An 18,734-nucleotide genomic window follows, 5' to 3' on the forward strand; every position below is an offset into this window, starting at 1 on the left:
ACAAACTTAAAAAGCAATTTAAGCAAAGGAGACATTTTACCATGGAGGCGCGAGATCTGAGGCCAATCACTGAGGTCGCTTATCTAACAACTGAAAATGCCTGGCGCTACCGGTCAATATTGCGCTATTTTTATACCCAGCATGAAAAGCTGCGGCATTATCTCTATCCTGAGGAGCTTTACAGCCATCTAAAGCAAAATCCGTATTTTGACCAATATACTGTCGAACAGCTGCAATCAGACTTAAAACAACTTAGTGACTGGAAAAACATTATTCCCCGCCAGGAAACAGGACGGGTAGCAACCATTGAGGATTTTAAAAAAAAGAAATTTCGTTATCAGTGTACTCCCTACACCGTAGAGATTGAACGGATGGTAGAGCGGTTAAGCGAATTGGGTCAGTCGTTTGGCGGTTCGCTTGAAGCCACGCTTTTTGACAGGCTGCTGGCTGCTCTCAGACAGTTTGTGGCAGCGGCCGACAGCCCGGACGGTGCCCAGCTCAACCAAGCTTGGGAGGATGTCTATAGTTATTTTCGCAAAATTGTCGAAAATGCCTCAGACTATATTGCCTACTTAAAAAGTGAAAAAGTGGAAGAACGTATGATGAGTGAGGCGTTTCTTGTCTATAAAGATGCGTTTGCCGACTATATTAAGCGGTTTATTCTGGGTTTGCAAAAAACCTCCTATAATATAGAAACGGTGTTAAAACAACTTAATGCTGAACAGTTCGTCCGGGCTGCCGGTCGAATTGCCGACTATCAGCTCAGTATTCCCCGGCTGGATGAACGGCTTGACCATACCGGACTGGTGGAAAAGTATCAGGAGCAATGGGCAAGCCTGGGGGAGTGGTTTTTTGGTTCGTTCGGGCGGGACAGCGAATTGGCGTCGTTGGAACGGGAAACAACCGAAACGATTCGCCGTATTACCCGGTTTGCCCAACGGGTGGGCGAAAAACATCAGGCGCTGCGCAGCCGGCACCGGGACTACCTGTTGCAGGCAAACTGGTTTGCCTGTATTGAAAATGTCACCGAAGCCCACGAAGTGGCGGCCATGTTATTCGGTACGTCCGGCGCCCGCCACATCTATGCCGAACCTGCGGCCAGTGATGATATGTACCGGGAGTTATGGGAAAGTCCGCCAACGGTAGTCACGGTAAAACCCAGCCTTGCCGGTTACCGGGAGAAAACCAGACCGGGGGCTGTCCTCAATCACCTGGCCCAGCAACAGGCGGCTTTGGCGGAGTATCTCAGGGAGCGGGCGGCGGAGGAAGCCTTATTAAACAGTCTGGTTGTAGACAAGCGAATTACCATTGACAGTCTTGCCTGTCAGTCTCCTTTTGTCCGTAAGACCTTGTTGAATTGGGTTGGCCGGTGTATGGCCAATAAAGAGCGAATAACCAAGACTGAGACCGGGCGCAAGGTGCGGCTTATCACCTTAAGCAGCCGCCAAATTACCCTTGATAGTACGGATGGGCGGTTGACATTGCCCGATTTTGCTTTTGAGTTTTTAGCGTGACAACAGGACCGGAGGGCTGAAACATGGCCAGTTTGATCGAAAAATTTGATGATGACGACCGCGAAGCGGCGTATTACCTGCTGGAAAACTTCTGGATACTGCGGGAGCGTCAGCCTGAAGTCTACCAGCTGATTAGAGAGCGGGAACATAAGCTGCGCAACTATTTTTCGGATAAATGCGGCTTTCAGCTTATCCTGAACAGGCAGTTTGCTAAGCTGGAAAAGATCCCCGATAAACCGGAAAGCTGGATGGGGGTAACAAGCTTTCAGCACTGCCGGGACTATGCCCTGTTGTGCTGTCTCCTGGCTTTTTTAGAAGAAAAAAGTGTTGACGAACAGTTTTTGCTGAGCGAGCTGTGTGAGACACTGCTGTCTTTATACCCGGCAGAGGCCGACACCGGCGCGACTGTGATCAACTGGGAAAGCTATGAGTGCCGGAAATCATTAGTGCGGGTGTTGACTATGGCGATTGACTACGGCATTGTCGTAAGCGTAGACGGCGACATTGCCGGCTTTACCAGCAGTGCCGACAGTGAGGCTTTGTTCGAGGTTCCGGTGATGGCGCGGTATTTCATCAGGTCAACCCCTAAAGACTTAGCTCAGTATAACAGTATAGATGCCCTCATCAGGGCCGGCAGCCAGGAGGAAGAGGAATTAACCGGCCGCAGCCGCAAGCAGCGGGTGTACAGACAGTTGTTTCTAACTCCGGGATTTGAACGGCATGAAGCCAAAGATGAGGATTTTCTCTATCTTCGCAATCTGCGCAACCGGCTGCGGGAAGATATTGAGGACCATACCTGGTTTCGCTTTGAATTATATAAAAATGCTGCCTTACTCACTGTTCCCGCCGATAAACGGTTTCAAATGACATCTTTCCCGGACCGGACCGGCATGAGCGGCGTTATGCTGCATTTTGCCGCCACTATCCGTGATTATGTACACGCGGCTGAGCAGCGGCGGGACAGGGACTGTCTGACGCTGACACCAATAGAGTTCGACCGGATATTGGCTGCTTGCCGTCAGGCTACCGGTTCAGGCTGGACCAAGGAATACCGGGACATGAGTCAGAGTAAGCTGGTCCAGGAACTGGTCAGATCTCTGTCGGACTGGAAGCTGGCCCGGCAGGACAGCGAGCTTAACCTGATTGTGATAAGTCCGCTTTTAGGCCGGACAATCGGGGCTTATCCTGCTGATTATCAGCAAACCAAGACGGAGGAGAATGCTATAGATGAGTGAAAACAAGTGGGTTATGCACCGGGCCGGTCTGATTAATTTTTGGTATTACAGTGATGAAGAATATCATTTTGCCAATGGCAAGCTGCTTTTAAGAGGTCTCAACGGTTCCGGCAAGTCAGTCACTATGCAGAGCCTGATTACGGTACTGCTGGATGGTAAGATTACCGCCAACCGGCTTGATCCTTTTGGCTCGAAGGACAGACGGATGGAGGACTACCTGCTTGGTGAAAAGGATATTATCGACCGGGATGAGCGGACCGGTTATCTCTATCTGGAATATAAACGGGAAAATAGCGACCAATATCTTACGACCGGTGTTGGTTTAAAGGCGCGGCGTGGCGGCAGTCTGGATTTCTGGGGGTTTGTTGTCACTGATAACCGGCGGATTAAGCAGGAGCTGCAGTTGTTAAAAACCGAGTTTAGTGCTGTAGACGGTCAGGAAGAGCGAATTCCGCTGACCCGCCCTGAGCTTGAGCGCCTTATCGGCCCGCAGGGCGGTTTTGTCGTACGCAGCCAGGGGGAATATGCCGCCCTTGTGAATAAATATGTATTTGGCTTTGCCACAGTGGACGCCTACAAGGATTTAATGGAGCTGCTAATTCAGTTAAGAAGCCCCAAATTGTCCAAGGATTTTAAGCCCAGTGTCATTCATGAAATACTTACCAATTCCCTGCCGTCCCTGTCTGATGAAGAATTGCGGCCCCTGGCGGATACTATTGAGAATATGGAGCAAACGAAACAGCAGATTGCAGAGCTGCTACGCGATCAGGCCGCATTGGCGAGGCTTAGCCGCCAGTATCGTGAATATAATGCAGCCGTATTGGCGGAAAAAGCACGGGAAGTGGTCCAGTCCGGAAAAAGCAGGCACAAAGTCGAGCAGGCCTATCTGGAAAAGTCCAAAGAGCGGCAAATCAAAACCCAGGAGCTGATACAGCAGCAGGAACAGCGGCTGGTTTATGAACGGGAGACCGAGGTTCTGACAAGACAAAAAGAAGAACTGGACAGCCATGATGTATTTAAGGCTGAAGTCAGGAAACAGAATGTAGAAGAAACCATCAGGGTTATCCAACAAAAGCAACAGGATAAGGCCGCTGCTCTGGCCGGCAAGCAACAGATTGAAATTCGGGAAAAGTCTTTGCTTACCCGGGAAGAGGAGCAGCTGGACCAGGCCGAGACGCAAATGCTGGAAGTGCTGGATGAATTGAGTGCCCTTGCTGCCGAAAACTGTTTTACCGAGCATGATGCTTTGGCCGGCAGCTTTGAAAAAAACTACGCCGGCGATTATAGCTTCAGGCAGTGGAAACAGGAACAGAGCACTCACCAGCGGCGGCTGGAGGATATCCTGGCTAAAATCCGCAGTCATATTGCCGCCAAACGGGAGCAGCATGAAGCAGCGGTGAGTGCTGAAGCGGCGCAGCTGGCGTTTGACAGTGTGCGGGAGGCGGCAAGAAAGGCTGAGCAGGAGTTCTTTGATAACCGGCAGGAAATACTCGCTGCCCTTTATCAATGGATAACAGCCTGCCGGGAGGTCTTGCCGCTGGAAGCGGGAACGATCAGCCGTGTGGCCGGTGCTGTTCAGCAGTTATATGAAGGCGCTGACTGGCGCAGTGTGAAGGAACCGGTAGAGCAGGCGTATAAACAGCAGGAGGATTGCTGGCGCCGGCAAGCGCTTGAACTGGCTGTACAGGAGCAGCAAAAACAAGCGGAACGCCAAATACTGACAACTGAACTTGCCGGGTGGAAGACCAAAAAAGAACCGGAGCCGCCGCGGCATCCTGAACTGGTGGCAACCCGTAACAGGCTTGTTGAGGCAGGGATTCCCTTCGCACCATTTTATGCGGCAGTGGAGTTCAGGGCTGGTGTTCCGGCTGGCGAGCGGGAGCGAATTGAGGCAGTTTTGGGTGAAATAGGACTACTGGATGCTCTGATCGTGCCGCGTGAAAGTCTAAAAAAACTGCCTGACGGGATGATTGACAGAGTAATATATCCGGAGCCTGCTATTTTGAGCGCCACGTTAGCCGATTATCTGGAGCCAACGCCACCGGCAACCGGAACAGTCCGGGCAAGTGACATTGATGAGGTACTGCGCAGCATTATTGTCAATGAAGTTGAACCGGCCGGATTAACAGCAGCAGGTGCGATAACCCCTGTGGTATCTGTTCAATGTGGAACCTACCGGAGCGGCATTGTGGCCGGCCGTGCCCCGACGCAGGCTACTGCCCTGTATATCGGACAGGAAGCGCGGCGGCGGCATCGCGAGCAGGAAATGGTTAAACTGGAGGCCGCTATTGCCGCCATTGATGATGTCCTGAGAGGTCTGGCGGCAGAACAAACTGCTGTTAGGGAAGAGATAATTGCACTGGCAGCGGTATTGGACCTTTTTCCTCAGGCGCAGCCGGTGGAAGCCGCCTACAATCGCTGGCAGGACAAGCTGCGGGAGTCCAGGGTGGAAGAGGAAAATGCAAGACGTAAAAATGTTTTACTGCGGGAGATTATGAATAAAGTTCAGGTAATTATGAACCAGCTGCGGCAGGTGTCTGCAGGACTACAACTGCCACTCGGCGAGGAAGCTTATGTTGCTGCCTGCCGGCAGGCAGCGGCATACCGGGAGGAACTCTATAAGCTTGAGCTTGCCAGGCAGACCTATCTGCATAGTTTGAAAAATACCGAGCAAACAAAACTCCGGCTGGTGGAAGCGATGGATGATGTCAATGCGCTCAAAGGGGAATGCCTGGTATTGGCCGGTGAGTTAGCCAAATATGAGCTGGAGTACCAGCACCTGCTGGCCCTGCTGGTCGAAATGGGAGCCGCTGATATCCGCCGCCGGAGCGGGGAGATTATCAGGCGTCTGGCAGAACTTCCCAGTCAAATGGAAAATACGATTGAAGCGATGGCCCAATGTAAAGCAGCTCTTAGCGAACTTGACCGGCAACTGGCCGGCCTGGAGGAAGAACGAATCTTCAGTCAGCAAATCCATGACTGCTGGCGTGAGATTTATGCCGGAGAAGCCGCCCTTAGGCTGACTGACGAACAGCGCGATGGCGAAGGGGAGCTGCCTGAACCGCTGGCAGTAATCAGCCGGTATGACCCTGCCAGTCTGGCTGACTTAGACCGGCCTAAGCTGGCTGAACGTCTCAATGAAAGCTATTACCGCGAACAGGCCGTACTGGTAGAATACCGGCTGGAGCTTAATGATCTGTTTACCGAGGAGGTAGCGGTTCCGGAACTGCCACCTGCCGGGGATAACGAAAGCTATCAGCGACGGGTCAGTCTCTTAAAACAGGTGGCCCGCCGTAAACAGGTGACGCTGGAGTATGATGGCCGGCGCGTGAGTCCGCCGGCGGCGCTGGCCCTGATTGAACAACATATTGCCGAGCAGCAGGCCGTGCTCTCGGAGCAAGACCGGGAACTCTACGAAGAGGTTATCATGAACAGCATCGGGCGGCTTATTAGTCGGCGCATTAACAGTGCGGAAAAATGGGTGGCCCAGATGAATGACCTTATGGAAAGTTTGGATACCTCAAGCGGACTGGCTTTTTCCCTGCAGTGGAAGCCGCATACGGCAGATCATGACGACCAGCTTGATACCCAGGAGCTTGTCAGCCTGCTCCGGGCCGATCACCGCTTATTGAAAGAGGAGGATATTAAACGCGTTGTCCGGCATTTCCAATCCCGTATTGAGCAGGCTAAAGCGCAGGCTGCCGCCAGGACGGCCTCCTTTCAGCAGGTTGTGAAGGAAATGCTGGATTTTAGGCAGTGGTTTGCTTTTACCCTTTATTACCGCCGGGAAGGACTGCCCAAGAAAGAGCTCACCAACAACGTCTTTGGCAAATTCAGCGGCGGGGAAAAGGCGATGGCGATGTATACACCCTTGTTTTCGGCTGCCTATTCACGCTACCGCGAAGCCAAGCCGGATGCGCCGCATGTAATCTCACTGGACGAGGCATTTGCCGGAGTGGACGAGAATAATATCAGAGAAATGTTTGATTTGGTTGAAAAAATGGGTTTTAACTATATTATAAATTCCCAAGCCCTATGGGGCGATTACGATACTGTTCAGCAGCTGTCAATCTGTGAACTGGTCAGGCCCAAGAACGCTCCTTTTGTTACCGTCGTAAGGTATTTGTGGGATGGCAATTGCCGTCGCCTGCTCTATAATGAGGTGAGTTGATGGATACTGAAGCAAGGGAAAAGGCTGCCCAGGCGGCCGCTTTTTTCCGCAGTCAGCCAGGGTTTACCCGCTTTTTTGAGTTGCTTGGCCAGAAGTACCGGCGTCTGGGAAGATCGGGCGGCAGCATCAGGCTGCTGAAGCTTACTGCTGAGGAACGGCAGGCACTATCTGCTTTTTTTCGCATCAATTTTGAGGGTAAAGATTCGATCCGGATATCGTTTTCACAGTTTGCGGCCGGCTTGGGACAGACCTGCTTCTTTGACATTGATGTTATTGCGTTGCTTCAGGCTTATCACGGTGGTCAGTTGCTAACAAATCATGAACAGCTGGCGGCAGCAGAGACCGCCAGACAGCAGTTTTTTACTGAACTACGGGCAGCCAGCCGGGAATCGCTTAGTTTACTATGGCTGTCCGGGGTCGAAGCCAAATTGCCAGGCACCAGGCGGGCCCAGGCTGTGTACGAACAAGGCCGGCCGGAAAATATCGCCGTCTTCAAGGTAGTACTGTCAGCGCTGGACAGTCTGCCGGCAGACTACCTGCGGTTACCCTTATTTGCCCAGCAGATCGCAGGTCAGCCACACGCTCTTGATAACAATACCGGGGCGGGGCGACTATTTTTAGAAGCACTGCGAGTCATTAAGCAGGAACAGGGAGAGGCCACTGAAGGCGAAACCCAGGCAGGGCTTACAGCGGTGGAGCAGGAAGCAGAATTGCTATACAGTGTTAAACTGCTCAGGGATGATTTGCTTAATTTCGTAACCTGTGCCGGACTTGTGGCTTACGATAACCAAACCGGCGGCTGGCGGCCTGTTGCTTATTGGCAGCAGGCTTGGGAGACCGGGGCGGTTCTTAATGTACCTTTAAGGGAAACTGTAAAATATTCCGCGCTAGTCCCGGCTCAGCGTAGCGATACGGCTGAACAAACAGCGAAAAGGGTGTTTATAGTCGAAAACTCCGGTGTATTTTCGGCCATTGTGGATAAAGCCGCCGGGCAGGGATACCCCCTGCCGCCGCTTGTTTGTCTGCACGGTCAGTTTAAACTGGCATCATGGGCCGCCCTGGACCTGCTGGCGGCTGGTGGCTGTACTCTATATTACTCAGGGGATTTTGATCCTGAAGGGCTGCTCATGGCTGAGCGTCTCGTAAAGCGTTATCCTGAGGCCCAGCTTTGGCACTATAGTGTTGATGAGTACAATACCAGCCTTCTGCGCAACAATACCGGCTATGGAGATGAAGCAATTAGTAACAGTCGCCTTAAGCAACTGGATGGTTTGACTATACCCCAGCTTCGTGCTATTGCCGGCCGCCTGCGGGAAACAAAACGTGCCAGCTATCAGGAATCTTTTATCGAACGGCTCGCAGAAAACTGTATTTTGGGCTAGTCACTAGTGCCTTGACCACATTATCTTTTACCGTACTAGCCTCATTGCTGAGTAACTAAGGGGGGACTGCTGATTTTTATTTGCAAGTAGGTATAGCGAATTCCTATAGCCCACATTTGGGCCAATGTAATAAAAATGACTCAAGAGAACCGTCCGAAAGCACTGAAAAAGTCAATAAATAAAACAAGTACCCCTTTCATTATGGTAAAATATAACTGTAGATATTTGGCGTAATAAATGAACAAACCTGCGGCCGAAGGAATTTTTAATAAAGGAGACAAAAAATGGGTAAAGTTGCAAAATGTATGAAATGCGGAAAAGTATTTGATACCGAGGGAACGGTATTGAGACCAATAGGTGACGGTGGATATCTAGAATGTTGTCCTACATGCGGTAGTACTAATGTTTATTATACGGATTACTTCCCCAGTGAAGAGGAGAACTCATGGCGAGGTTTTTGAGCAGGAAATAAAAATGTTTATTATTTAAGGATTTGACAGCCGATTTAGCTAACTGTCTGCCGGATCTGGTGGGCGGCTGTTGTTGCCTGGGCCCCGGACTTTGGTTTGGGGCTTTTTATTTTGCAATAATTAAACATTATTTGTAAAAAAATGAAACATAATTGTAATATTTAGATGGTAAAATTCTCAAAAAGGAGGCTATAACATGAGTATATCGTCCATAGACAGTAGTAGCATGGCGGAATTATTGAGCCAGTATTACTACCAGAATCGAACAGCTAATAACAACACGAATTGCAGTAACAGCACGTCAACTGTTGACAGCCTGAAAGGAGTAACATCCATCAATTCCGATGGTGACACTTTTCAAATGTCTGGGCTGACGCAGCTGTCAATAGCGGTAATGTATAGTAAAATGGACACCGACGGTGATGATTCAGTAAGCAAGTCGGAATTTGGGGCATTACGTCCCAGTGATGTTACCGAGGAAAAGGCAAATAATCTTTATAGCAGCTTCGACACCGACAGTTCAGGATCATTGTCAGAATCGGAATTTGAAACGGCCATGAACAATGTACTTTCTTTAAATACAGTTTCAGCAACCAGTACCAATAACAGCACCGCATCTACTCAAAGTACAAGTGCGGGTGGCGGTGGTATGGCCGCAGCCAGTAGTTCATGTCCTGTAGGTAATAGTACCTGCACAAGCTGTGGGCAGTGTGGCAAAACAACACTAAGCAGCTCCAGTTCTACTCAGAATACAAATACCCAAACAAGTATATCTACCGATTACCTTTCATCTATTGCCATGATGGCTTATGAAATGAATTCTGTATATTTATAGGATTGTGCCGTTCCATATTTTTGGATGGTACGGCTTTTTTATTTTGGGCAACCCACATTGCTTTGGCGAATGCTTTTTTACCGTTTAACACAGATATAAATGTCGAAATTATAATCTTTATGGTATAATTTTAGCAGATATCAGTGGCTGGATGGTGATTCACTCTGAAATGGCTAATCGGTTGTATCCTATCAGGAATACTGGCTTTAGCGGGAGCTGTAGCTGTACTGACTTCTGAAGTAGGGGGGGAGAACTCTGCGAATAGTTTTCTGTTTACCATATTAATGTTTTTTGTTGGAATATGGTTTTATATGAAGTATGAGAATTCCCAATGATGATAAAATGTCTGCAGTTGTGCAGACATTTTTTGTTTCCATGCCTCGAATGACAATTTATTACATGAGAATTATCATATAATTTAATTAATAATTTGTCCACTTGTGGAAAGTAGTAATATTTTGCAGAACAAGGGGGAGGCGTACAGTGCGGAGAAAAGTACTGGTTTTATTGTCAGTAGCATCATTGGTTATTTCTATCATAATCGGAGGTTGTAGCGAGGTGGAAAAGGTGGCAATACCTGTGAAAACTGAAAAATATCCCGAGAGGCCTATTACTGTAATCGTTCCATACAGTCCTGGCGGTGGTCTGGATCTGACGATACGTTCATTAGAAAAATTTGCTATTCAGCATTTGGGACAACCATTGGTCATTATTAATAAGCCCGGGAGCGCCGGCGCCATTGGCTGGAATGAAACAGTGGCCGCGCCGACTGATGGCTACACCATGGGAGCAACTGCGATTGATATGCTATTATTGTCACTATACGACACCGGTAAATACAATTACGTAACAGCATTAAGCCCAATTGCCCAAGTCACAGCACTGCCGATGCTGCTGGCAGTTCAGTCTGGTCAACCATATCAAACCCTGAACGAGCTGGTTGAATATGAGAAAAAGCACCCAGGGAAAATAAAATTTGGCAATGTAGGCACAGGTTCATTTGGGCATGTTCTATGCGAGATGCTTAATCGTGAGGCCGGAATTAACATTGAGCAAGTTCCTTTTTCCGGCGGGGGTGAGACAATACCCGCGTTATTAGGTGGTCATGTTCAGCTTATATTTATTAATCCCGTATCCATCAAAGAGCATGTAAAAAACGGCACGGTAAGAATCCTGGCCGTAACGGGTGAACGCCGTATGGCTGACCCAGTATTTGCCCATGTGCCAACTTTAAAAGAACAAGGTCTTAATATCACTATAGACAACTGGCAAGGAATCGCGGTCCCGAAAGAAACGCCGGTTGCGATAAAAAATAAGCTGGCAGAAGGGTTTAAGGCTATTATCAATGACCCTGAATTTAAAGAAAATATGGAGAGGGTCGGAAATCAGGTCGAATATTTAGGACCACAAGAGTCAGTAGCCAAATGGCTTGCTGATAGCCAAAAGCTGCAGAAAACATTGCAAGAAAGCGGTATATTAGAGCAGATTAAAACCCAGAAAAAATAATATCGTCATTGAATGACTCACGGGGACGGTTCGAAACCACTGAATGACTCAAGGGGGACGGTTCGAAACCACTGATATAAGCCTGTTTTTTTTAACTAACCTTGGGTAAAAATCGGAGTCAATCGGCAATAGGCTGCAAAATTGACAATTTGTTGCATAAACGCATGGCCGCAAAAGGATATCAGGGCTGCTATCCTTTTCAAATTTACGGCTAAGGCCGTCAGTTTGGCTTGCAGGGACATGCTTTTTAGACCATACCCCCGTGCACGGTCTAATCCATGGAAACGTTTCATTTCCCCGTTCTTCCACTCATGGCAGGCTCGCTTTTTGTACTTTAGCTTGAACTGATCGCTCTTGGCAAGCTGACTATGTTCGTAATATTGCGCGCAGTGTTCACTGACGCGCAGTACTTTTTTCTTCGTATTCTTGCCAGCACAGGTCAGCCGTTGCGGACACTGCACACAGTGCGATTTCACAAAATGATAGCGGTACACGTCATTTTTGTTCTTGTATTTTTGGCGCACTTTCTTCTCGGTATGATTGCCCATTTCGCAAAACCACTGGTCGCTGTCTTTGTTGTAACTAAACCGGCTTTCGTCTAGCTTGTAGACACAGGCGTTTACGGGAATGATGGCTTCTACCGCCTCGGTTTGTAAGGTATCTAAGATCGGTTTGCGAAAATAGGCCTTATCTCCATACACCTCTTGGATGGGTAAGCCGCAGGCTTTACTTCGCTGATACAATTCCTCAAATTGGCTGCCGTCCACATAGGCGCCGCTTTCCACTGTTACCGCCGTAATGATCCTTGTTTCCGGGAGCATGGCAAATTCTACTTTATAGCCGTAAAAGCTGTCTGTTTTTGATTTGTAGCCTACGCGCGCCTCTTTGTCTACCAGCGATCGGACTCCTTTTTGGACCATAAATTTCGGATCTTCCAGGATTTCTTTGGCTTCGTTAACCGCTTGTTGGCTGTTGGGCAGGATAGACAAATCGACATGGCTTTCGGTTTTCCCGATCAGTTCTTCCACATAGGACTTCATTTTCTGCTTCGCTTCGTTGTGGTCTTCTATGAGCTTATAGTCGGGAACTTCGCTAATGAGCTCGGCGGGGATTACCCCGTTTTCTTTCTCAATGGCCCTTATGATTCTTCTTCCCAGATGCTTCATGATTCTTTCCGGCACTTTTTTTTTAGTATTGGCCTGGGTATGCGTGGCGTCAATGCTTAGTCCGGTTCCTTTAATTATGCCTTTTTCCACACACTGGCGAACCACTTCCTGAATCATATCATCCACACTGGTTTCTTTTAGTCTATGTTTCCTAAACTTGGCCAGCAGGCTGGCGTCCGGCAGATCCTCTTCGGGATTGAGTCCCAAAAACCACATATAGGCTAAGTTTAATCGGGCTTCTTCTATGACTTTGACATCGGATAAGTTATATAGATATTGCAAAATGAGGATCTTGGCCAGCATTTCCGGTTCTTTGGCCGGCCGCCCCAGATGCTGGCAGTACGAATCCTTCAGCAACTCGTTAATGAAGCTAAAATCCACATTACCAGCGATAATCTTCAGAATATGATTACTGGGAATTTTATCATAGAGCACGCTATATATACTTAATTGGTGCGGCACATTTTTTAGCAAGGCAAGCCCCTCCATTACGCAAATATCTACCGTTATATTTTACCATAATTCAGGGGCGCTTGCTTTATTGACTTTTTCAGTGCTTTCGAACCGTCCCCTTGAGTCACGTCCCTTGAGTCGTGGCGAGGAGAATAGCGTCCGGCATCTTTTATACTTCTGGTGGGCATGATATAACTATTCTACAAATCTAGGAGGTTATTGTACAATGCCGACAGCAAATAAATTGCCGTTGACTTCTGCCGAGATTAGTAATTTATGGAACATGTATATGAGTGATACCCTGGTGGTGTGTGTGAAGAAATATTTGCTTGCCAAAGCGGAAGACCAGCAGATACGGACGATCCTGCAACAAGCGCTAACCGTCTCGGAGAAGCGTTCCCGCGACATAGCCGCTATTTTCAGTAGTAGTAATGTGGCCATTCCGGTTGGCTTCAGCGACAAAGACGTAAATATAGAAGCCCCCCGTCTGTATTCGGATACTTTTGCGCTCTACCATGCTTTATCAAGAGCTAAATATGCCTTGCAAATGTCGGCCCTATTTCTTTTTCTAGCCGATCGCCCAGATGTAAGGAACCTGTTCCAGGAAGCGATTGCTGCTTGTGCAAAATTACTCGAAGACGCGAAGCAGGTTGCACTAACAAAAGGGATACTAATACGATCACCTATTGTCAGTATACCGCAAACGCCCAATTTTGTGGAAAAGCCTAGTTATATCGGTCACATAATTGGTGGACAGCGTCCGCTCCATGTCGTGAGCCTCATGCATATTTTTCTGTCTATTCAAGAGAATCTCTTAGGTAAAGCATTAATTTCCGGGTTTAGCCAGGTCGCCCGTGACACGGAATTAAGGAAGTTCTTCCTCCGGGGAGTGGAAATTGGGGCAAAGCAGATTAAAGGGCTAAGCTCCTTTTTGAGTGATGAGGACGTTCCGATACCGTCAAGCCCGGACTCTATGCTCACCAGTTCTACCATACCACCTTTTTCCGATAAACTCATGATGAATCACATCATCTTGCTAAACCAGTTTAACCTAGCTGATATTGGGGTTGCTGTAGGACAGAGCACCAGAACGGACATCGCCGCTGATTATATGCGTATGGCCGCGGAAATTATTCAATATGGAGAAGATGGGATAAATATTGCAATCAAGAACGGATGGATGGAAGCGCCCCCGCAAGTTGTGAGTCATAGGGAACTGGCTATGAGCGGTAAAAGCCGGTAGGCAAAGGGGGGCGTGTACAGCTGGTGGTTAATAAACGAACCGTCTCCTGCGTTAGCTGGCGCCAACCGGACTTGACACTTGCTATGGGCCTGAGGACGTCTGTAGGTATTAATATTTTTCATAGTGGATTCTAGATGAATCAAACCGATCGACAAACTTGTTAGCAGGGGAATAGCCAATGGCCAGCATGGAAAATGCTTCTACGCCCGGGGGGAGTTTAAACAATTCCCGGATATAGGACATTCGCTCTGCTGCCGGTGCAAGCCCCAGCCATACAGCTCCTAATCCAAGTTCTACTGCCGCCAGCAGGATATTTTCTGTGGCTGCTGACAAATCCTGCTGCCAGTATTTATCAGCTATTAAGTACTTTGCATTTAATAACACGATAATTCCCAGCGGTGCGTTTTTCATAGGGGTAGCATACATATGTGCATTGGCTAATTTTATCAGAGTTTCTTTATCTTCAACCACAATAAACTCCCAGGGTTGTTGATTGGCTGCGGATGGTGCCTGCATGCCCGCTTTTAATAACTTCGCAATAATTTCTTTTTCTACTGGCCGGTTCTCATACTGCCGAATACTCCGCCTGGTTTGTATTCCCTCGTATAAATTCATAAGTAGCACTCCTTTACTGGTTTATTTTACAGATGAACATACTTTAGGCTGAGAAAAGGTAAGCTTTTCGGTCTTGAGTCTTCATTGCGCTGCGCACGGAGTAACGGCTGCAGTCCAGTCCGAAGGGGCGGTTAAAGCCCCGCGTGGTTGGGGCAGCATCAGTCAAAATTATAGTAGTCGCGATGGCCGGTGTCACAATGGCCAAGGTTGTGTTCAGAGATATACCGGGGCTTCTCAAGACTAGTAATGCTGGATAAGGAAAAAGTGACTCAAGAGAACCGTCCGTAACCACTGAAAAAGTCAATATTAAAACCGATTTCCTACAATATATTGAGAATGAAATTATATTGGACAACTATATATAGTATGTATTCGAGGACGAGTGGCACTTTTTCAGCAGTTTCGAACCGTCCCCTTGAGTCTTGCTGCTGCAGGAAGGTCATAAGCTCCTGGCGGACCTGGCTGCTGTCCTTTAACCCCTGCCTGTAGGCAATTTCCGCCGCCTGCCCGGACTCCAGCGCCGCCCAAGCCTCGAAATCCATGACCAAACCGGTCATTTCCGGCTGCTCGGCCTTCAGGGCCCGGGCCAGCACCAGCAGCCGGTCCAGGGCGGCGCTGACTTCCCGGGCCGTTTTACTGTAGCCGGCATCGTTGGTGCCGGCCCGGTTGAGGATATGATCGACTCTGGTAAAAATGTACTGGTCAAAAGCCTGGGTTAACGTCCTGGTTAGCATTAGCCAATCCTCTTGTCCGGCCCCGGGCTGCTGGCGCCCCAAGCCCGGCGCCGGGCGCCGGCGGCCCGGCCGGCAGAGCGACCGCCGTCTGGATCTGGACGCGTAGACCGCTGGCCGGAGTTGGGTTCCGTTTTTATCAAACACATGTATACCCCCCATACTGAGGCTGGGGCAGAGTGCTGCAGGGCAGCACTGCCGCCAGCTTTTTACAGGGGGAAATCAAAAAACGCATGCGAGGTTTTTACCCTACACATGCGCTTGGCTTTGATGTCTGTTACATCCTCCATCCCAATAAGGCCGGACATAGCGGCCTGGCCAACAAGTTAGTCAGTGTTGGCCCTGCGGCCGACAATTGGCTGGTGAGGAGAGGCTGAATGCGCTGCTGCGTCCAATCGCACTCACAGCCCGGCGCCGGCGGCAACGTCTTTTATACCTGTTCTCCCGGCTTGTCTTCCAGGCGAACGCCAGTGTATAATAGAAATGTCGTCGTGGACAGCTTGGCTGTTACGTGTAGGTGCCTTGGTTCACCTGCGCGGGCCTGGAAGTGGTGGTGACACTTTCAGGTCACGGCGATTTTTAATTTCCACCTATTTCTAATTATAGCCTGTTTGCGGGGAATTGCAAGTACAGTTCAGCCGGCCGGCAGGGATTTTTCCTGAAAGGACGGAGACCGAAACTAACCCCCTGTAAAAGCAGGGGGTTAGAACTGTTTAATGCAGGCAGAGCTATTTCACTGAATTGGCATCAATGAACGGGGTCACGCCACCTGTTACAGAAGGTAGTTTACCGTCCCATTTCTCAATGGCTCGCATTTGCGTTTCAATTCGTCTTAAGTCAATCAGTTCCTGGGTAACCTCTTGTTTTTGCAGACGCAGGGATTCAGCCTCCGCTTTAGCCCGTTCAATTGTTTGCTGGGACTCAACTTCGATCCGCTGCAGGTCAAGTTTCGCTTTTAAGGCGTTTTGCTCAGCGATTTGTTTTTGCTCAATGGCGTTATTGTATTCTGTACTAAACTTGAACTCGGTAATGTTGATTTCGTCAAGCGCCATATAGTAGGTTGACAGTTTAGAGGCCAGGGTTTCCTTGACCTTAGAGCTAACCTCTGAACGTTTGGAAATCAGTTCTTCCGCCGTATATTGGGCAGTAACCGCTTTAACGGCTTCGCCAATGGCCGGGGCGACGATGCGGTCATCATAGGCTAAACCAACATTTTGATACAGCTTATTGACTTCGTCCGGCACCAGGTGAAAGTTTACCGCAATTGTGGTGGTAACAATTTGCAGGTCCCGGGAAGCCGCAGTCTGATCGGACTGGGCTTTGCCAACCCGCACGTCAATGGGGATAACTTTTTGAATGAACGGAATTTTAAAATGAAGTCCTTCATTCAAGACCAGCGGTTGCACTGCACCTAGCTGGAGTACGATTCCACGGGTACCGGCTTGGACAATAACGATGGAGTTAAAAGCCAAAAAAAGCAGAATAATCCCTACAGCAGCAATAGGAATTAATACTCTAGTCATTTTTTCGCTAGGCCTGAGATTCATTTTTAATACATTATCCTTGTCCATTAGTCAGCCTCCTTAATAAATCAGTAATTTTACTGTACTTCAGATTATAGCAGCATTATACAGAATATGCAAAAAGTTCTGCTTGTTTTATGCAAAAATTTATAGCAAACACTGCTTGCTATACCCTAAAGCTGCGTCGGAATGCTATGCTGCCTGCATCTGGGGCAGGTTTTCCGGAAGCCCCGGCGTCCAGGTCGGGCCAGGACCGCTGCGGTGGGCCGGTTAAGGAAAAGATTAAGCTGACAGAGGGGCTTCAAGCCATTGTTACTGATCCGGAATTTGCCAGGCAATATGTTTTTTAATGGTATAATTAGTTTAAATAAAAGAGATTCTCAATGGGAGGCAGTTATGGAAGTATTAAAATCCATGGGCTATTTTATTCTTGCCGGTTTGTTTGAAATCGGGGGTGGTTATCTGGTTTGGCTGTGGCTGCGGGAGGGAAAAGGGATTACTTACGCAATTGCGGGGGCGATCATACTTGTTATGTATGGCGTGATTCCCACACTCCAGCCAGCCAGCTTTGGCCGGGTTTATGCGGCGTATGGCGGCGTGTTTATAGTCCTGTCCATTTTGTGGGGCTGGGGTATAGATAAGGTTGCGCCGGATAAATTTGATATTATTGGCGGCTTTATTTCCTTAGTCGGGGTATTGGTGATTATGTACTGGCCGCGATAACTCCCGGCCGAACTTACTATGGCCGCAGTAAAGCCTGCCGGCAGGAGGCTTTTTTTACCCCGGCAGAATTTATAAAAATTTGCTGCTATTATCTAAGGGATAAGAAAAATCTTTACCCTAAAGGTCACAGGCGGCTTCTACCGGCAGCCAGGTTTTTCTAAAGTGATTATTTATCAGGTCCTGCCGACAACCGGATAATACAGGCAAATCAACCCCCGGGCAATGCGCCCGGGGTTGATTAAAGAGGTTAGTCGCGGTCATGGTGCCAGCGATGCATGGTTCTGAAGCCGACATACATCAGGGCGCCCACAGCCATGACTTTTAATAATGAGGAGCCTCCCATGTCGCAGCGATGACGGCGCGAATGCTTGTGACAGGACATTATTAACCACCTCCTAAGCTAGTTTGCCAATTATCGTGATAATTTATTGCTGGCGATGATAACGATTGCAGTTACAAGCGGGCAGCGGCAACCGCGGCGCAGAATTACCGGCCGCAAAATTTCACTAACCGTCACAGCCGGTGGTGCATACATTGCAATAAAAGCAATCGGAACCGGGAGTGTGACGTGATGGATATGGTTATTGAGAAACTATACATGACAGTGGTTATTGGCGTAATATCCTATTGTGCCTACAGTTTTGCGCAGGTGATAGGAGCTTGCGGGTAAAGGCGGGAATTTTATTTGGCCGGCAGCAGCGCCGGGAAGAAAAAAGTCTTCCCCGAGCAATAGAAAGCTGTTTTTTATCCTCAAAGTATAGTATAATAATATTGTTGCAACGGAGTGTGGGGGGCCGATAAGGTTGTGGAAGGCTTTAAAGGCTGGGTGGAGCTCCGTTGCTCGGTCGCTAGTCAGAGTCCTCGCTGTGGCGGGGGCTTTTTTGTCTTGCTAAAAAGGTTGATTTTCTCCCCGGGGCAGCATAGTATATATATAACTCAGCAATAAGTAAGGGGATGGTTATATGGCGTTCCTCTTTAACAACTGTAAGGGGGCCTTTCCAGGCAATTGCTGCAATTGTGGCGGCAAGTGCCGGCACGGTAACGGCTGGGGGATTATTATCATCATTGTTGTTATCCTGATCTTTCGCTGGTTTGAGGATACCTGCACTTCCGTATTTTAATTAAAATAGTTTAGGTGATGACAAAACAATCCATAATTTCTAAATT

15 protein-coding genes are annotated in these 18,734 nt (G+C 48.6%); 10 read left to right on the forward strand and 5 right to left on the reverse strand.

What is annotated here, in order from left to right:
• Positions 1–41: 41 nt before the first annotated feature.
• The 6 genes from SPTER_RS06160 to SPTER_RS06185 all read left to right on the forward strand — a co-directional run bounded on the left by SPTER_RS06160 (position 42) and on the right by SPTER_RS06185 (position 11,113).
• A complete protein-coding gene (locus tag SPTER_RS06160; RefSeq protein WP_144349520.1) occupies positions 42–1,514 on the forward strand; it encodes a TIGR02677 family protein in 1,473 nt (490 codons plus the stop codon).
• A 23-nt stretch (positions 1,515–1,537) separates the two neighbouring features.
• Positions 1,538–2,749 (forward strand): TIGR02678 family protein, encoded by a 1,212-nt coding sequence (locus SPTER_RS06165; protein WP_144349521.1) that lies wholly within the window; start codon positions 1,538–1,540, stop codon positions 2,747–2,749.
• Positions 2,742–6,920: a TIGR02680 family protein gene (locus SPTER_RS06170; RefSeq protein WP_144349522.1), complete on the forward strand. Its 4,179-nt coding sequence runs from the start codon at positions 2,742–2,744 to the stop codon at positions 6,918–6,920. The genes SPTER_RS06165 and SPTER_RS06170 overlap by 8 nt, the downstream gene beginning before the upstream one ends.
• Positions 6,920–8,302, forward strand: coding sequence for a TIGR02679 family protein (locus tag SPTER_RS06175; RefSeq protein WP_144349523.1), 1,383 nt, complete (start codon positions 6,920–6,922; stop codon positions 8,300–8,302). Before SPTER_RS06170 ends, SPTER_RS06175 begins: the two co-directional genes overlap by 1 nt.
• Positions 8,303–8,968: 666 nt before the next feature.
• Positions 8,969–9,607: an EF-hand domain-containing protein gene (locus SPTER_RS06180; RefSeq protein ID WP_144349524.1), complete on the forward strand. Its 639-nt coding sequence runs from the start codon at positions 8,969–8,971 to the stop codon at positions 9,605–9,607.
• A 558-nt stretch (positions 9,608–10,165) separates the two neighbouring features.
• Positions 10,166–11,113 carry a Bug family tripartite tricarboxylate transporter substrate binding protein gene (locus tag SPTER_RS06185; RefSeq protein ID WP_144352776.1) on the forward strand — a complete coding sequence of 316 codons (948 nt, stop codon included), beginning with the start codon at positions 10,166–10,168 and terminating at the stop codon, positions 11,111–11,113.
• 95 nt (positions 11,114–11,208) lie between these two features.
• Here the strand turns inward: SPTER_RS06185 and SPTER_RS06190 are convergent, their stop codons facing one another.
• Positions 11,209–12,768, reverse strand: a complete 1,560-nt coding sequence (locus tag SPTER_RS06190; RefSeq protein WP_144349525.1) for an IS1182 family transposase — start codon at positions 12,766–12,768, stop codon at positions 11,209–11,211.
• A 190-nt stretch (positions 12,769–12,958) separates the two neighbouring features.
• Between SPTER_RS06190 and SPTER_RS06195 the strand changes: the two genes are divergently transcribed.
• Positions 12,959–13,975: a DUF3231 family protein gene (locus SPTER_RS06195; RefSeq protein WP_144349526.1), complete on the forward strand. Its 1,017-nt coding sequence runs from the start codon at positions 12,959–12,961 to the stop codon at positions 13,973–13,975.
• Between the two features lie 108 nt (positions 13,976–14,083).
• Here SPTER_RS06195 and SPTER_RS06200 read toward each other — a convergent pair whose 3' ends face one another.
• The 3 genes from SPTER_RS06200 to SPTER_RS06210 all read right to left on the reverse strand — a co-directional run bounded on the left by SPTER_RS06200 (position 14,084) and on the right by SPTER_RS06210 (position 16,892).
• Positions 14,084–14,590 (reverse strand): nitroreductase family protein, encoded by a 507-nt coding sequence (locus SPTER_RS06200; RefSeq protein ID WP_144349527.1) that lies wholly within the window; start codon positions 14,588–14,590, stop codon positions 14,084–14,086.
• Positions 14,591–14,910: 320 nt separating this feature from the next.
• Positions 14,911–15,468: a hypothetical protein gene (locus SPTER_RS06205; protein ID WP_144349528.1), complete on the reverse strand. Its 558-nt coding sequence runs from the start codon at positions 15,466–15,468 to the stop codon at positions 14,911–14,913.
• Positions 15,469–16,049: 581 nt separating this feature from the next.
• Entirely contained in the window at positions 16,050–16,892 is an 843-nt protein-coding gene (locus tag SPTER_RS06210; protein WP_144349529.1) for a prohibitin family protein, read from the reverse strand.
• A gap of 89 nt (positions 16,893–16,981) precedes the next feature.
• Between SPTER_RS06210 and SPTER_RS24600 the strand changes: the two genes are divergently transcribed.
• Positions 16,982–17,194, forward strand: coding sequence for a hypothetical protein (locus SPTER_RS24600; protein WP_170233176.1), 213 nt, complete (start codon positions 16,982–16,984; stop codon positions 17,192–17,194).
• 46 nt (positions 17,195–17,240) lie between these two features.
• On the forward strand, positions 17,241–17,567 hold the full coding sequence (locus SPTER_RS06215; RefSeq protein WP_144349530.1) for a YnfA family protein: 327 nt from the start codon (positions 17,241–17,243) through the stop codon (positions 17,565–17,567).
• Between the two features lie 117 nt (positions 17,568–17,684).
• Here SPTER_RS06215 and SPTER_RS24605 read toward each other — a convergent pair whose 3' ends face one another.
• Positions 17,685–17,861, reverse strand: coding sequence for a hypothetical protein (locus tag SPTER_RS24605; RefSeq protein ID WP_170233177.1), 177 nt, complete (start codon positions 17,859–17,861; stop codon positions 17,685–17,687).
• 668 nt (positions 17,862–18,529) lie between these two features.
• Here SPTER_RS24605 and SPTER_RS24610 point away from each other — a divergent pair.
• On the forward strand, positions 18,530–18,688 hold the full coding sequence (locus SPTER_RS24610) for a hypothetical protein (protein ID WP_170233178.1): 159 nt from the start codon (positions 18,530–18,532) through the stop codon (positions 18,686–18,688).
• The last annotated feature ends 46 nt before the right edge of the window (positions 18,689–18,734 follow it).

The organism is Sporomusa termitida (genome assembly GCF_007641255.1).
GTDB lineage: Bacteria > Bacillota > Negativicutes > Sporomusales > Sporomusaceae > Sporomusa > Sporomusa termitida.

Bases quoted from the DNA above. Each gene is read 5' to 3' on its own strand.
- SPTER_RS06160 (WP_144349520.1), top strand. From the start codon at position 42: ATGGAGGCGCGAGATCTGAGGCCAATCACTGAGGTCGCTTATCTAACA.
- SPTER_RS06165 (WP_144349521.1), top strand. From the start codon at position 1,538: ATGGCCAGTTTGATCGAAAAATTTGATGATGACGACCGCGAAGCGGCG.
- SPTER_RS06170 (WP_144349522.1), top strand. From the start codon at position 2,742: ATGAGTGAAAACAAGTGGGTTATGCACCGGGCCGGTCTGATTAATTTT.
- SPTER_RS06175 (WP_144349523.1), top strand. From the start codon at position 6,920: ATGGATACTGAAGCAAGGGAAAAGGCTGCCCAGGCGGCCGCTTTTTTC.
- SPTER_RS06180 (WP_144349524.1), top strand. From the start codon at position 8,969: ATGAGTATATCGTCCATAGACAGTAGTAGCATGGCGGAATTATTGAGC.
- SPTER_RS06190 (WP_144349525.1), bottom strand. From the start codon at position 12,768: ATGGAGGGGCTTGCCTTGCTAAAAAATGTGCCGCACCAATTAAGTATA.
- SPTER_RS06195 (WP_144349526.1), top strand. From the start codon at position 12,959: ATGCCGACAGCAAATAAATTGCCGTTGACTTCTGCCGAGATTAGTAAT.
- SPTER_RS06200 (WP_144349527.1), bottom strand. From the start codon at position 14,590: ATGAATTTATACGAGGGAATACAAACCAGGCGGAGTATTCGGCAGTAT.
- SPTER_RS06210 (WP_144349529.1), bottom strand. From the start codon at position 16,892: ATGGACAAGGATAATGTATTAAAAATGAATCTCAGGCCTAGCGAAAAA.
- SPTER_RS24600 (WP_170233176.1), top strand. From the start codon at position 16,982: ATGCAAAAATTTATAGCAAACACTGCTTGCTATACCCTAAAGCTGCGT.
- SPTER_RS06215 (WP_144349530.1), top strand. From the start codon at position 17,241: ATGGAAGTATTAAAATCCATGGGCTATTTTATTCTTGCCGGTTTGTTT.
- SPTER_RS24605 (WP_170233177.1), bottom strand. From the start codon at position 17,861: ATGTCGGCTTCAGAACCATGCATCGCTGGCACCATGACCGCGACTAAC.
- SPTER_RS24610 (WP_170233178.1), top strand. From the start codon at position 18,530: ATGGCGTTCCTCTTTAACAACTGTAAGGGGGCCTTTCCAGGCAATTGC.